Here is a 13,098-nt window from a genome sequence, read left to right as displayed (position 1 = left end):
TTTTCGTGCCTGCTGAACAGCGGTAGCAAAGCCAGCGAAGATTGACTTAAAAGTCAGCTTATTGCCCCATTCCCCTTCGATTGTGCGGCCATCGTGCTTGCCTCTACCCCTATGGGCTTTCTGCCCGTAGAATGCGCTCCTTTTTTCTTCCGGGGCGGCATTTTCCCATGAGTTCACACGAACACGGCCCAGGCGCGGCGGCGCCTGCCAATGAACTGGTCCTTGGCCTCGAGGACAAGCCTCGCCTACTGATCGGCCTGCTGGCGGCCTTGCAGCACCTGCTGGCGATCATCGTGCCGATCGTTACGCCGGGCCTGCTGATCTGCCAGGCGCTGGGCGTGTCGGCGCGTGACACCAACCTGATCGTGTCGATGTCGCTGGTGATCTCGGGTATTGCCACCTTCGTCCAGTGCAAGCGCTTCGGGCCGTTCGGCGCCGGGCTGCTGATCGTCCAGGGCACCAGCTTCAACTTCGTCGGCCCGCTGATTGCCGGCGGTGCGCTGATGGTCAAGCAGGGCACGCCGGTAGAAAGCGTGATGGCGGCGATCTTCGGCGTGGTCATCGCCGGCTCGTTCGTGGAAATGGGCGTGTCGCGCATCCTGCCCTTCGTCAAGCGCCTGATCACCCCGCTGGTGACCGGCATCGTCGTGCTGATGATCGGCCTGACCCTGATCAAGGTCGGCCTGATCAGCATGGGCGGCGGCTTCGGCGCCATGGCCAATGGCACCTTCGCCGATGGCGAGAACCTGCTGCTGTCGGGCGTGGTACTGGCGATCATCGTCATCCTCAACCGTATTCCGGTGGTGTGGATGCGCAGCTGCGCCATCGTCATCGCCCTGGCCGTGGGCTATGCCCTGGCCGGCTACCTGGGCCGCCTGGACTTCACCGGCATGCACCAGGCCGCGCTGTTCCAGGTGCCGACGCCGCTGCACTTCGGCCTGGGCTTTTCCTGGTCGCTGTTCATCCCGATGCTGGTGATCTACCTAGTCACCTCGCTGGAAGCCATCGGTGACGTGACCGCCACCAGCAAGGTCTCGCGCCAGCCGGTGGAAGGCCCGGTGTGGATGCAACGGATCAAGGGCGGAGTGCTGGTCAACGGCGCCAACTCGCTGCTGGCCGGGCTGTTCAACACCTTTCCCAGCTCGATCTTCGCCCAGAACAACGGCGTGATTCAGCTGACCGGCATCGCCAGCCGCCATATCGGTATCTGGATCGCCGCCATGCTGATCCTGCTGGGCCTGTTCCCCAGCGTCGCCGGGGTAATCCAGGCAGTGCCGGAGCCGGTGCTCGGTGGCGCGGCCATGGTGATGTTCGGCGCCGTGGCGGCCTCGGGCATCAACATTCTTGCCAGCACCCGTCTCGACCGCCGCGCCCTGCTGATTATCGCCGTGTCGCTGTCGCTGGGCCTGGGCGTGGCCCAGGTGCCGGAGTTCCTCGCGCACATGCCGGCGGCGCTGCGCAACGTGCTGGAGTCGGGCGTCGCCACCGGCGGCATCTGTGCCCTGCTGCTCAACTGGTTCCTGCCCGAGGGCAAGGAGCAGGCCTGAGCCGTGCCCGCCTGAGCAAAAGCCCGCGCCCACCAGCGCGGGCTTTTTGCTTTATCATGGCCGCATTCATTTGCACGAGCCTTCCATGAAATTCGCCATCGCGGTCTTTTCCCCGGCCCATGCGCCCTCCTCGCGCCGCGCCTTGCGCTTTGCCGAGGCGGTGCTGGCCGGCGGGCATGAAATAGCCCGATTGTTCTTCTACCAGGATGGGGTGCACAGCGCCTCGGCCAATATCGTCACGCCCCAGGACGAGCTGGACGTGGCTGCGCAGTGGCGCGCCTTCGTCAGCGACCACCGCCTGGACGCCGTGGTGTGCATCGCCGCAGCCCTGCGCCGGGGCGTACTCGATGACACCGAGGCCAGTCGCTACCAGCGCCCGGCGGTGAACCTGCCGATGCCGTGGGAGCTGTCCGGCCTGGGCCAACTGCACGAAGCCGCGCAACTGGCCGACCGTCTGGTCTGCTTCGGAGGTGATTGAGATGGCCAAGTCCTTGTTGATCATTAGCCGCCAGGCGCCGTGGAGCGGCCCGTCCGCCCGCGAGGCGCTGGACATCGCCCTGGCCGGTGGCGCCTTCGACCTGCCGCTGGGCATGCTGTTCCTCGACGACGGCGTGTTCCAGCTCGCCGCCGCGCAGCAACCCGACGCCCTGCAGCAGAAGAACCTGACCGCCAACCTCCAGGCCCTGCCGATGTTCGGGGTCGAGGAGCTGTTCGCCTGCGGCCACAGCCTGGCCCGCCGGGGGCTGGACGGTTATGCCCTGGCGCTGCCGGTCGAGGTGCTCGACGACAGTGCGCTGACCGCGCTGATTGCCCGTTTCGACCAGGTGGTGACGCTCTGATGACGACCCTGCATGTAATCGCCCACTCGCCCTTCGGCGACGAGCGCCTGGCCAGCTGCCTGCGCCTGCTGGGCCCGCAAGACGGGCTGCTGCTGTGCGGCGACGCCACCTACGCGCTCAAGGCCGGCAGCGAGCCGTTCGCCATCCTGCAGGCCGCCAACCTCGGCGGGCGGCTGTTCGCCCTTGCCGAAGACCTGCAGGCCCGTGCCCTCGACAGCCACCTGGCCAAGGCCGTGGACTACGCCGCCTTCGTCGAACTCACCCTGCACCACGACAAGGTCAACAGCTGGTTATGAGTACCCTGACTGTCGGCGATCGCCACATCGCCCTGGACAAGGACGGCTTCCTGGTCGAGCTGCAGGACTGGTCCCACGAAGTCGCCGAGGCCCTCGCCACGCGCGAAAGCATCGCCCTGACCGCGGACCACTGGGAAATCCTCGAGCTGCTGCGCCAGTTCTACCAGGAGTACCAGCTGTCGCCAGCCACCCGCCCGCTGATCAAGTACACCGCGCTCAAGCTCGGTGCGGAAAAAGGCAACAGCCCGCACCTGAACCGCCTGTTCAATGGCACCCCCGCCAAACTCGCCGCCAAGCTGGCGGGCCTGCCCAAGCCGACCAACTGCATATGACCGAGCCACAGCTGAACGACACACGCCCGCTGACCCTGGAAACCCCGGCCGAACACCCGTTCGCCGAGTTCGTGCGCATCCTCGGCAAGGGCAAACGCGGCGCCCGCGGCCTGACCCGCGAGGAAGCCCGCGCCGCCATGACCCTGCTGCTCGAAGGCAAGGTCGAGGACACCCAGCTGGGCGCCTTCCTGATGCTGCTGCGGCACAAGGAAGAAAGCGCCGAGGAGTTGGCCGGCTTCACCGAGGCCCTGCGCGCCCACCTGCAGGCGCCGCGCATCGCCGTTGACCTGGACTGGCCGAGCTACGCCGGCAAGAAGCGCCACCTGCCCTGGTACCTGCTGGCGGCCAAATGCCTGGCAGGCAATGGCGTGCGCATCCTGATGCACGGTGGTGGCGCCCATACGGCCGGGCGACTGTACACCGAGCAATTGCTCGACCTGCTGGAGATTCCGCTCAGCCGTGACTGGACGGCCGTGGAGCAGACCCTGGACCGCCACCGACTGGCCTTCTTTCCCTTGCAGGACTGGGCGCCGCAGCTGCAACGCATGATCGACCTGCGCAACACCCTGGGCCTGCGCTCGCCCATCCACTCGCTGGCCAGGGTGCTCAACCCGCTTGCCGCCCGCTGCGGCCTGCAGAGCATCTTCCACCCCGGTTACCAGGCGGTGCACCGCGAAGCCAGCCGCCTGCTCGGCGATCATGCCGTGGTCATCAAGGGCGACGGTGGCGAGATCGAGGTCAACCCGGATGTCATCAGCCACCTGTACGGCACCTCGGCCGGCGAGGCCTGGGACGAAGAGTGGCCGGCGCTCAGCGCCCAGCGCCATGTGAAGCCGGCCAGCCTGCAGCCCGAGCACCTGCTGGCGGTGTGGCGCGGCGAGGCGCAGGACAGCTACGGCGAACTGGCCGTGGTCGCAACCATGGCCCTGGCCCTGCGCGGGCTCGGCCAGGAGCGCGAGCAGGCGTTCAACAATGCCCGCGCCTACTGGGCCGCCCGCATAGACATCGAATAAGTCGATAGGAATAGGGCAGTCTTTGCGCTATTTCTTCGAACGCTTTGCCCTAGACTGAGCTCCAACGACCAACGATTGTGTTTCGAGGAGCTCCGAGATGGGCCTTTTGATCGATGGCCACTGGCATGACCAGTGGTACCAGAGCAGCAAGGACGGCGCCTTCCAGCGCGAGAACGCCCAGCGGCGCAACCCGCTGCCCGCCGCCGAGGCCGGCCGCTATCACCTGTACGTTTCGCTGGCCTGCCCGTGGGCGCACCGCACCCTGATCTTCCGTGCCCTCAAGGGCCTGGAGCCGTTGATCGATGTCTCGGTGGTCAGTTGGCTGATGGGCGAGCATGGCTGGACCTTCGACCAGCAGCAAGGCTCCAGCGGCGATCAACTGGATGCGCTGCAGTACCTGCACCAGCGCTACACCCAGGACGATCCGCACTACACCGGGCGCGTGACCGTACCGGTGCTGTGGGACAAACAGGAGAAGCGCATCGTCAACAACGAGTCGGCCGAGATCATCCGCATCTTCAACAGCGCCTTCGACGGGTTGACCGGTAATACCCTGGACCTCTACCCCGAGCCGCTGCGGGCGACCATCGATGCGCTCAACGAGCGTATCTACCCGGCCGTGAACAACGGTGTGTACCGCGCCGGCTTCGCTACCTCACAGGATGCTTACGAGACTGCATTCGACGAGGTGTTCAATGAGCTGGATCATCTGGAAGGGCTGCTGGACCGCCAGCGCTACCTGGCCGGCGAGTACCTGACCGAGGCCGATGTGCGCCTGTTCACCACGCTGGTGCGTTTCGATGCGGTGTACCACGGGCACTTCAAGTGCAACCTGCGTCGCCTGAGCGACTACCCGAACCTGTCCAACTGGCTGCGCGAGCTGTACCAGTGGCCGGGGGTGGCGGGCACGGTGAACATGGAGCATATCCAGAAGCACTATTACATGAGCCACAAGACCATCAACCCGAACGGGATCGTGCCCAAGGGGCCGTTGCAGGACTTTGGCTTGCCGCATGACCGGGAGCGGTTGTCGGGCAGAGGGATCTGGCAGAGAAGATGAAGACCCCACGTGGCAGCGGGCTTGCCCCGCGATGGCGCCGGATCAGGCAACAATGTTGCCGCCTCTGACGCTATCGCGGGGCAAGCCCGCTCCCACGTGGATCTACAACGTGCTCAGGCGTCCTGCGCCCCTTCAAACCACGCGAGCTTCTCGCGCAACTGCACCACCTCCCCGACGATCACCAGGGTTGGCGCATGCACTTCATGCCGCGCCACCAGCTCCGGCAGGTCAGCCAGGGTGCCGGTGAACACCCGCTGGTTGCGCGTGGTCCCCTGCTGCACCAAAGCCGCCGGCGTGCTCGCCGCGCGCCCATGACGGATCAGCTCGGCACAGATGGTCGGCAACCCGACCAGCCCCATGTAGAACACCAGGGTCTGGGACGGCGCCACCAGGTCATCCCACGGCAGGTTGCTGGTGCCATCCTTCAGGTGGCCGGTGACGAAACGCACCGACTGGGCATAGTCGCGATGAGTCAGCGGAATCCCGCCATAGGCGGAACAGCCGCTGGCCGCCGTGATACCCGGCACCACCTGAAACGGAATCCCCTCGTCGGCCAGCTCCTCGATCTCCTCGCCACCACGGCCAAAGATGAACGGATCGCCACCCTTGAGCCGCAGCACGCGCTTGCCCTGGCGGGCCAGGTCGACCAGCAGACGGTTGATCTTGTCCTGGGGCACGGCATGGTCGGCGCGGCGCTTGCCAACATAGATGCGCTCGGCATCACGCCGGCACATCTCGATGATGGCCGGGGCCACCAGGCGGTCATACAGCACCACGTCGGCCTGCTGCATCAGGCGCAGGGCACGGAAGGTCAGCAGGTCCGGATCGCCCGGCCCCGCGCCCACCAGGTACACCTCGCCACCCTGCTGCACCGGCGCGCCGTCGACCATCGCCTGCAACAGCCGCTCGGCCTCGGCGCCCTGCCCGGCCAGCTGGCGCTCGGCAACCGGGCCCTGGAACACGCTCTCCCAGAAGCCACGCCGCTGGTTGACGTCCGGGTACAAGGCCTTGACCTTGTGCCGGAAACGCGCCGCCAGCCCGGCCAGTTCGCCGTAGGCGGACGGGATCCAGGCTTCCAGCTTGGCGCGGATCAAGCGCGCCAGCACCGGGGCGTCGCCACCGCTGGAGACCGCCACCACCAGGGGAGAACGGTCGACGATGGCCGGGAAGATCACCGTGCACAGGGCCGGGGCATCCACCACGTTGACCGGCAGGCTGCGCGCCTGGGCCTCGGCCGAGACCTGGGCGTTGAGCGCGGAGTCGTCGGTGGCCGCGATCACCAGGCGGCAGCCCTCCAGGTCGCTCGCCTGGTAGCCACGCACCAGCACCTCGCCACCGCCCTCGCGGGCCAGCGCGGCCAACTGGCCGTCGACCTCCGGCGCCACCACCCGCAGCGCGGCGCCGGCATCGGCCAGCAGGCGCGCCTTGCGCAAGGCGATCTCGCCGCCGCCGACGACCAGCACACGGCCGCCCTGCAGCTTATGGAAAAGCGGCAGGTAGTCCATTCAGCGAATGACCTCGACGCCACCCATGTACGGCTTGAGCACCTCCGGCACACGGATCGAGCCGTCGGCCTGCTGGTAGTTCTCCAGCACCGCCACCAGGGTACGCCCGACGGCCAGGCCCGAACCGTTGAGGGTGTGCACCAGCTCCGGCTTGCCGGTTTCCGGGTTGCGCCAGCGGGCCTGCATGCGGCGCGCCTGGAAATCACCGCAGTTCGAGCACGAGCTGATCTCGCGGTACTTGTCCTGGCTCGGCACCCACACTTCCAGGTCGTAGGTCTTCACCGCGCCGAAGCCCATGTCGCCGGTGCACAGCGCCAGCACGCGGTACGGCAGTTCCAGCAGTTGCAGCACGCGCTCGGCGTTGGCGGTCAGGCCTTCAAGCGCTTCCATCGACTTGGACGGTTCGACCACCTGCACCATCTCGACCTTGTCGAACTGGTGCTGACGGATCATGCCGCGGGTGTCACGGCCCGAGGCACCGGCCTCGCTGCGGAAGCACGGGGTGTGGGCGACCAATTTCAGCGGCAGCTGCTTGGCGTCGAGGATCTCGCCGGCCACCAGGTTGGTCAGCGACACTTCGGCAGTCGGGATCAGGTAGAAGTCGGCCTCGCCTTCGCGGCTGATCTTGAACAGGTCTTCCTCGAACTTCGGCAGCTGGCCGGTGCCTTGCAGGGCCGGAGCCTGCACCAGGTACGGGGTGTAGTGTTCCTCGTAGCCGTGCTCGCCGGTGTGCAGGTTGATCATGAACTGCGCCAGGGCGCGGTGCAGGCGGGCGATCGGGCCGCGCAGCACGGCGAAGCGGGCGCCGGAGAGCTTGGCCGCGGCCTCGAAGTCCAGGCCACCGCTGACTTCGCCCAGGGCGACGTGGTCCTTGATCTCGAAGTCGAAGGTGGTCGGGGTCCCCCAGCGGCGCACTTCGACGTTGTCGTCTTCGCTGGCGCCGACCGGCACGCTGGCGTCCGGCAGGTTGGGGATGGTCAGCAGGATGCCGTCCAGCTCGGCCTGGATACCGTCCAGTTCAGTCTTGCCGGCGGCCAGCTCATTGGCCATGCGCTCGACGTCAGCCATCAGCGGTGCGATGTCCTCGCCCTTGGCCTTGGCCTGGCCGATCGATTTGGAACGGGCGTTACGCTCGGCCTGCAGTTGCTCGGTGCGGGTCTGCACCGACTTGCGGCGCTCTTCCAGCGATTCGATGCGCGCGACATCCAGGCTGAAGCCACGGGTGGCCAGGCGGTCCGCCACTGCCTGAAGTTCAGTGCGTAACTGTTTGGAATCGAGCATGTCGTTCTCTCGTTATGTGTAGATGTTGGTTCAGAATCGGGTCAGGGACAGGCCGGCCCAGGTCGCGAGCAGGCCGCCCACCACGCTGATAATGGTATAGCCCAAGGCCAACGGGACCTGCCCGCTTTCCATCAGGCGCACGGTATCGAGCGAGAAGGAGGAAAAAGTGGTCAAACCGCCGAGAAAGCCGACGATCAGCCCGGCGCGCAGTTCGACCGGCGCCAGCGGCTTGTGCAGGAACAGCCCGTAGAGCAGGCCGATCAGCAGGCAGCCGACCAGGTTGACCGCCAGCGTACCGGCATAGAAGTGCCGTGGCCAGTGGGCCGCGACCCAGTTGGCGGTGGCGAAGCGCAGCAGCGTGCCGGCAATCCCGCCAGCGCTGACGGCAGCGATGAGTGCGATCACGGTTTTCTCCGCTGACGAGGGCTGTTGCGGTCCAGCTCGGCCAGGTGCTTGAGCTTCTCGCCGATCTTCAGCTCAAGCCCCCTCGGCACCGGTTGATAGTACTGGCGCGGCTCGAGCTGTTCAGGGAAATAGTCCTCGCCGGCGGCGTAGGCGTCCGGCTCGTCGTGGGCATAGCGGTACTCCTCGCCATAGCCCAGTTGCTTCATCAGCTTGGTCGGCGCGTTGCGCAGGTGCAGCGGTACTTCCAGCGAACCGTGCTCGGCGGCCTCGCGCATGGCCGCCTTGAAGCCCACGTACACCGCGTTGCTCTTCGGCGCGCAGGCGATGTAGGTGATGGCCTGGGCCACCGCCAGCTCGCCTTCGGGGCTGCCCAGGCGCTCCTGCACGTCCCACGCCGCCAAGCACAGGCTCAGGGCGCGGGGGTCGGCATTGCCGATGTCCTCGCTGGCCATGCGCACCACGCGGCGGGCGATGTACAGCGGGTCGCAGCCGCCGTCGAGCATGCGCGCGTACCAGTACAACGCACCGTCCGGATTGGAGCCGCGCACCGATTTGTGCAGCGCGGAAATCTGGTCGTAGAACGCTTCACCGCCCTTGTCGAAACGCCGACGGCTGTCGCCGAGCAGGCTCTGCAGCAGCTCGACGCCGATCTCGCCGCCGTCTTCGGCCAGGTCCGAGGCATTCTCGAGGAAATTGAGCATGCGCCGGCCATCGCCGTCGGCGGCGGCCATGAGCATCTTGAACGCCTCATCACCCACCCGCAGGTTGCGCTTGCCCAGGCCGCGCTCCTCGCTCAGGGCGCGATCGACCAGCTTGCGCAGCGCCGCCTCGTCCAGGCTCTTGAGCACGTAGACCCGCGCCCGCGACAGCAGCGCGTTGTTCAGCTCGAACGACGGGTTCTCGGTGGTGGCGCCGATGAAGATCAGCGTGCCGTCCTCCACGTAGGGCAGGAAGGCATCCTGTTGCGACTTGTTGAAGCGGTGCACCTCGTCGACGAACAGGATGGTGCGCCGGCCATACTGGCCGGCCTGCTGCTTCGCCACCTCGACCGCCTGGCGGATCTCCTTGACACCGGCCAGCACCGCCGACACCGTTTCGAAGTGGGCGTCGCAGAACTGCGCCAGCAGCCGCGCCAGGGTGGTCTTGCCCACCCCCGGCGGCCCCCAGAAGATCATCGAGTGCAACGCACCCTGCTCCAGCGCCTCGCGCAGCGGCTTGCCGCGCGCCAGCAAGTGCTCCTGGCCGACGTACTCGTCCAGGTTGGACGGACGCAGGCGGGCGGCCAAGGGCTGGGCGACGGGTTCGCTTCGAAACAGGTCCATCACAGGCTCCGCTTACTCCTTGATGACGTCAGCGCCCTTGGGGATGTCGAACTGGAACTTGCTGTCCGGCACCGCCTGGTTGGCCTTGACGCCATTGAACAGGATATTGGTGCGCTGGCCGACGCTGTCGATCAGCTGCATGTCATTGATCAGGCCCCTGCGGAACGACACGCGCAGCGAGTCGAACAGGGTGTCCTTGGTCTTGGGTTTCAAGGTGAAGTCCATCACTTCGCCCTGCTCCTTGGAGGTGATGTCGAAGCTCTGGCTGATCTTCGACACATCGCCGGACAGCAGCAGCGCCGGGGTCTGGTTCAGGCGCACGTCGAGCTTCTTGATAGTCGCCTGCTCGAGGTCCGGGTCCCACAGGGTGACGTTCTTGCCGTCAGACACCACTACCTGCTCCTGCGGCGCATCGGTGTGCCAGTAGAACAGGCCCGGGCGCTTGACGGTCATCTTGCCGTTGGTCTCCTGCAGGCTGGTGCCACCGGCATCCAGGGTCAGCTGGGAGAAATTGGCTTCGATGGTCTGCGACTTTTCCAGCAATTGCGTCAGGCGCTGGACGTCCTGTTCGCCGGCCTGGGCCGACAGGCTGGCCGTAGCCAGGGCAGAAACCAACAGCATGCGAATCGCGCGCATGGAAATCCTCATTGCACAGTGGAGGGGCCGGGCGTCATCAATGGCGCCCGGCAGGTTGTTCATCAGTCGCGCGGGCCGCCCGGGGCAATCACTTCCCGCGAGCCGTTGCTGTTCATCGGCGTGACCACGCCGGCCATCTCCATCGACTCGATCATCCGCGCGGCGCGGTTGTAACCGATCTTGAGCTTGCGCTGCACCGCCGAGATCGACGCCCGGCGGCTTTCCAGCACGAACTGCACGGCTTCGTCGTAGAGCGCGTCGGCTTCCGGGTCGTCGCCATCGCCGCCACCGCCACCGCCGCCGTCGAAGCCGCTGCCGGCCTCCTCGACGCCGTTGAGGATGTCATCGTTGTAGTCCGGCGCGCCGCGCAGCTTCCAGGCCTCGACCGTGCGATGCACCTCGTCGTCGGAAACGAACGCGCCATGCACGCGAATCGGCAGGCTGGTGCCCGGCGGCATGTAGAGCATGTCACCGTGGCCGAGCAGCTGTTCGGCGCCACCCTGGTCGATGATGGTCCGCGAGTCGATCTTGCTCGATACCTGAAATGCCATGCGGGTCGGGATATTGGCCTTGATCAGGCCGGTGATCACGTCCACCGACGGGCGCTGGGTGGCCAGGATCAAGTGGATACCGGCTGCACGGGCCTTTTGGGCGATACGTGCGATCAGCTCTTCGACCTTCTTGCCGACGATCATCATCATGTCGGCGAATTCGTCGACCACCACCACGATGGTCGGCAGGGTTTTCAGCGCCGGCGGCTCGTCATCCATGCTTTCGCGACGGTACAGCGGGTCGTGGATGATCTCGCCGGCCTCCTGGGCATCCTTGATCTTGCGGTTGAAGCCGGCCAGGTTACGCACGCCCATGGCCGCCATCAGCTTGTAGCGGCGCTCCATCTCGGCGACGCTCCAGCGCAGGGCGTTGGCGGCGTCCTTCATGTCGGTGACCACTGGGCACAACAGGTGCGGAATGCCTTCGTAGATCGACAGCTCGAGCATTTTCGGGTCGATCATGATCAGCCGCGCGTCTTCCGGGCCCGACTTGAACAGGATCGACAGGATCATCGCGTTCACGCCCACCGACTTACCAGAACCGGTAGTACCGGCCACCAGCAGGTGCGGCATCTTGGCAAGGTCGGTGATCACCGGCTTGCCGCCAATATCGTGGCCCAGGGCCAGGGTGACCGGCGACTTGTTCTCGTCGAATTGCGCCGACGACAGCACCTCGGAGAAGCGCACCATCTGGCGGTTTTCGTTGGGAATCTCGATACCCACGGTGGTCTTGCCGGGAATAACCTCGACCACGCGCACGCTGGTCACCGCCAGGGAACGCGCCAGGTCCTTGGCCAGGTTGGCGATACGGCTGACCTTGACGCCCGCGGCCGGCTGGATCTCATAGCGGGTGATCACGGGGCCCGGGTGGATCGAGTCGACCGAGACCTCCACGCCGAATTCCTTCAGCTTGATTTCCAGCAGGTGGCCGACAGCGGCCAGGGATTCGGGCGAGTACTCGACCTTCTTCTGTTCGGCCGGGTCGAGGATGGAGATCGACGGCAGCGTGCCTTCGATGGCGCTGTCGACGAACAACGGCGCCTGCTTCTCCTTCATCACCCGCTTGCTCGGCTCCGGCGCCTTGACCGACGGAGTCGGCAGGTTGATCACCGGGGCTGGTTGCTGTTCACGCTGGGCGATGTGCTTGGTCAGCGCCTCGTCGCGCTCGATGATGCGTTCGCGGGCCTTGACCTGCTCGCGCTTGTCGGCGACCACCGGGGCGACCACTTCATCGACCTGCTCGTCCACCTCGCGCAGCTGCGCCACCAGGCGCTTGCGCTCGTTGCGCGCCTCCCACCAGCGGTTGGCGGCGCCCTGCACCAGCTCGAACAGGTCGAGGGTGATCTTGCCGGTGATGTCCATCACCTTGAACCAGGAAAGGTCGGTAAACACGGTCAGGCCGAACAGGAACAGGGCGATGAACATCAGCGTGCTGCCCTGCACGTTGAGCAGGTTGCGCGCCAGATCGCCGAGGCTCTCGCCCAGGGCACCACCGGCGGAGAACGGCATGCTCGCCGGTGGGTGGAAGTGGATATGCGCCAATGCCGCGCCCGACAACACCAGGAACACCAGGCCGATCAGGCGCCAGGAGAACAGCCAGCCGCTCCACTGCCAGGGCTGGTGACGCTCGCGAAAGATCTGCCAGGTCTTGATCGCCAGCAGCAGCGGGAAGATATAGGCGAAGTAGCCGAGCACCATGAACAGGATATCGGCGAAGTAGGCCCCGGCGCGGCCGGCGGCGTTCTGCACTTGCTCGGCGTTGCTGGTGTGGCTGAAGCCCGGATCGGCGGTGTCGTAGGTGACCAGTGCCATCCACAGGTACAGGCACAGGGCGCCGACGGCGATCAGCGCACCTTCCTTCAGGCGATAGTGCAGCTGTTGCCGCCACAGGGGCACTGGCAAGGGGGCTGGAGTTGCGGTGGATTTCTTCAAAACGCGTCTATTCCTGCGCGTGCTGCGCGTCCAATAGTGATTGGCCGGTCACTGGCCAATGAACCACTACTTTTAACATTACTGCCCGCCAGCCGCCATGGCGGCACGCCGTGTGGGGCGCGAACGGGGGCTACTTTCATATAGATGCAATTTGAGCATGCATTTTCTTTTGTGACAAAGGCTTATGCTGTGTTTTTGCACAGGTATGACAGCAAAAGCGCCAGATGGTGCCTGGCGCTGCCGAAGCCGAAGGCAATTTGTCGATCTGGCAAGGCGTTGACCTCATTCTTAACCCACGCCATGCTGCCCTCTCCCCTCCCCCGCCGCTCAAGAACCCCATGCTCACCTGGCTGACCCGCGACTCGCTGACCTTCCCCCC

The 13,098-nt window shown here is 65.9% G+C and carries 13 protein-coding genes; 7 read left to right on the top strand and 6 right to left on the bottom strand.

Annotated features, from left to right (window positions below; translation table 11 throughout):
- Positions 1 to 167: 167 nt before the first annotated feature.
- The 7 genes from CC207_RS25220 (at position 168) to CC207_RS25190 (ending at position 5,087) form a co-directional block, all read left to right on the top strand.
- Positions 168 to 1,547 (top strand): nucleobase:cation symporter-2 family protein, encoded by a 1,380-nt coding sequence (locus tag CC207_RS25220; RefSeq protein ID WP_062573555.1) that lies wholly within the window; start codon positions 168 to 170, stop codon positions 1,545 to 1,547.
- A gap of 85 nt (positions 1,548 to 1,632) precedes the next feature.
- Entirely contained in the window at positions 1,633 to 2,025 is a 393-nt protein-coding gene (gene tusD / locus CC207_RS25215; RefSeq protein WP_088852952.1) for a sulfurtransferase complex subunit TusD, read from the top strand.
- A 1-nt stretch (position 2,026) separates the two neighbouring features.
- On the top strand, positions 2,027 to 2,386 hold the full coding sequence (gene tusC, locus CC207_RS25210) for a sulfurtransferase complex subunit TusC (protein ID WP_088852951.1): 360 nt from the start codon (positions 2,027 to 2,029) through the stop codon (positions 2,384 to 2,386).
- On the top strand, positions 2,386 to 2,682 hold the full coding sequence (tusB, locus tag CC207_RS25205; protein WP_088852950.1) for a sulfurtransferase complex subunit TusB: 297 nt from the start codon (positions 2,386 to 2,388) through the stop codon (positions 2,680 to 2,682). Before tusC ends, tusB begins: the two co-directional genes overlap by 1 nt.
- A complete protein-coding gene (locus tag CC207_RS25200; protein WP_028692378.1) occupies positions 2,679 to 3,014 on the top strand; it encodes a TusE/DsrC/DsvC family sulfur relay protein in 336 nt (111 codons plus the stop codon). The genes tusB and CC207_RS25200 overlap by 4 nt, the downstream gene beginning before the upstream one ends.
- A gap of 29 nt (positions 3,015 to 3,043) precedes the next feature.
- Positions 3,044 to 4,027 carry a glycosyl transferase family protein gene (locus CC207_RS25195; RefSeq protein WP_175406192.1) on the top strand — a complete coding sequence of 328 codons (984 nt, stop codon included), beginning with the start codon at positions 3,044 to 3,046 and terminating at the stop codon, positions 4,025 to 4,027.
- Between the two features lie 97 nt (positions 4,028 to 4,124).
- Positions 4,125 to 5,087, top strand: coding sequence for a glutathione S-transferase family protein (locus CC207_RS25190; RefSeq protein ID WP_088852949.1), 963 nt, complete (start codon positions 4,125 to 4,127; stop codon positions 5,085 to 5,087).
- A gap of 113 nt (positions 5,088 to 5,200) precedes the next feature.
- Here the strand turns inward: CC207_RS25190 and cysG are convergent, their stop codons facing one another.
- The 6 genes from cysG to ftsK all read right to left on the bottom strand — a co-directional run bounded on the left by cysG (position 5,201) and on the right by ftsK (position 12,719).
- Entirely contained in the window at positions 5,201 to 6,592 is a 1,392-nt protein-coding gene (gene cysG / locus CC207_RS25185) for a siroheme synthase CysG (protein ID WP_069017328.1), read from the bottom strand.
- Positions 6,593 to 7,873 (bottom strand): serine--tRNA ligase, encoded by a 1,281-nt coding sequence (gene serS / locus CC207_RS25180; protein WP_028692382.1) that lies wholly within the window; start codon positions 7,871 to 7,873, stop codon positions 6,593 to 6,595. It abuts the gene before it with no gap.
- 30 nt (positions 7,874 to 7,903) lie between these two features.
- Positions 7,904 to 8,278, bottom strand: a complete 375-nt coding sequence (gene crcB / locus CC207_RS25175; protein WP_028692383.1) for a fluoride efflux transporter CrcB — start codon at positions 8,276 to 8,278, stop codon at positions 7,904 to 7,906.
- Positions 8,275 to 9,600: a replication-associated recombination protein A gene (locus CC207_RS25170; RefSeq protein WP_028692384.1), complete on the bottom strand. Its 1,326-nt coding sequence runs from the start codon at positions 9,598 to 9,600 to the stop codon at positions 8,275 to 8,277. The genes crcB and CC207_RS25170 overlap by 4 nt, the downstream gene beginning before the upstream one ends.
- Positions 9,601 to 9,612: 12 nt before the next feature.
- Positions 9,613 to 10,236, bottom strand: a complete 624-nt coding sequence (gene lolA / locus CC207_RS25165; RefSeq protein ID WP_028692385.1) for an outer membrane lipoprotein chaperone LolA — start codon at positions 10,234 to 10,236, stop codon at positions 9,613 to 9,615.
- A 62-nt stretch (positions 10,237 to 10,298) separates the two neighbouring features.
- Positions 10,299 to 12,719 (bottom strand): DNA translocase FtsK, encoded by a 2,421-nt coding sequence (ftsK, locus tag CC207_RS25160; protein ID WP_082750394.1) that lies wholly within the window; start codon positions 12,717 to 12,719, stop codon positions 10,299 to 10,301.
- Positions 12,720 to 13,098: the final 379 nt, after the last annotated feature.

The sequence above is a fragment of the Pseudomonas sp. DrBHI1 genome (assembly GCF_002205115.1).
Taxonomy (GTDB): domain Bacteria; phylum Pseudomonadota; class Gammaproteobacteria; order Pseudomonadales; family Pseudomonadaceae; genus Aquipseudomonas; species Aquipseudomonas mosselii.
The sequence above is the reverse complement of the archived record's forward strand: the minus strand, read 5'-3'. Positions and strand labels throughout refer to the sequence as shown.

Excerpts from the sequence above, each read along its gene's own strand:
- CC207_RS25220 (WP_062573555.1), top strand. The coding sequence starts at position 168 with ATGAGTTCACACGAACACGGCCCAGGCGCGGCGGCGCCTGCCAATGAA.
- tusD (WP_088852952.1), top strand. The coding sequence starts at position 1,633 with ATGAAATTCGCCATCGCGGTCTTTTCCCCGGCCCATGCGCCCTCCTCG.
- tusC (WP_088852951.1), top strand. The coding sequence starts at position 2,027 with ATGGCCAAGTCCTTGTTGATCATTAGCCGCCAGGCGCCGTGGAGCGGC.
- tusB (WP_088852950.1), top strand. The coding sequence starts at position 2,386 with ATGACGACCCTGCATGTAATCGCCCACTCGCCCTTCGGCGACGAGCGC.
- CC207_RS25200 (WP_028692378.1), top strand. The coding sequence starts at position 2,679 with ATGAGTACCCTGACTGTCGGCGATCGCCACATCGCCCTGGACAAGGAC.
- CC207_RS25190 (WP_088852949.1), top strand. The coding sequence starts at position 4,125 with ATGGGCCTTTTGATCGATGGCCACTGGCATGACCAGTGGTACCAGAGC.
- cysG (WP_069017328.1), bottom strand. The coding sequence starts at position 6,592 with ATGGACTACCTGCCGCTTTTCCATAAGCTGCAGGGCGGCCGTGTGCTG.
- serS (WP_028692382.1), bottom strand. The coding sequence starts at position 7,873 with ATGCTCGATTCCAAACAGTTACGCACTGAACTTCAGGCAGTGGCGGAC.
- CC207_RS25170 (WP_028692384.1), bottom strand. The coding sequence starts at position 9,600 with ATGGACCTGTTTCGAAGCGAACCCGTCGCCCAGCCCTTGGCCGCCCGC.
- lolA (WP_028692385.1), bottom strand. The coding sequence starts at position 10,236 with ATGCGCGCGATTCGCATGCTGTTGGTTTCTGCCCTGGCTACGGCCAGC.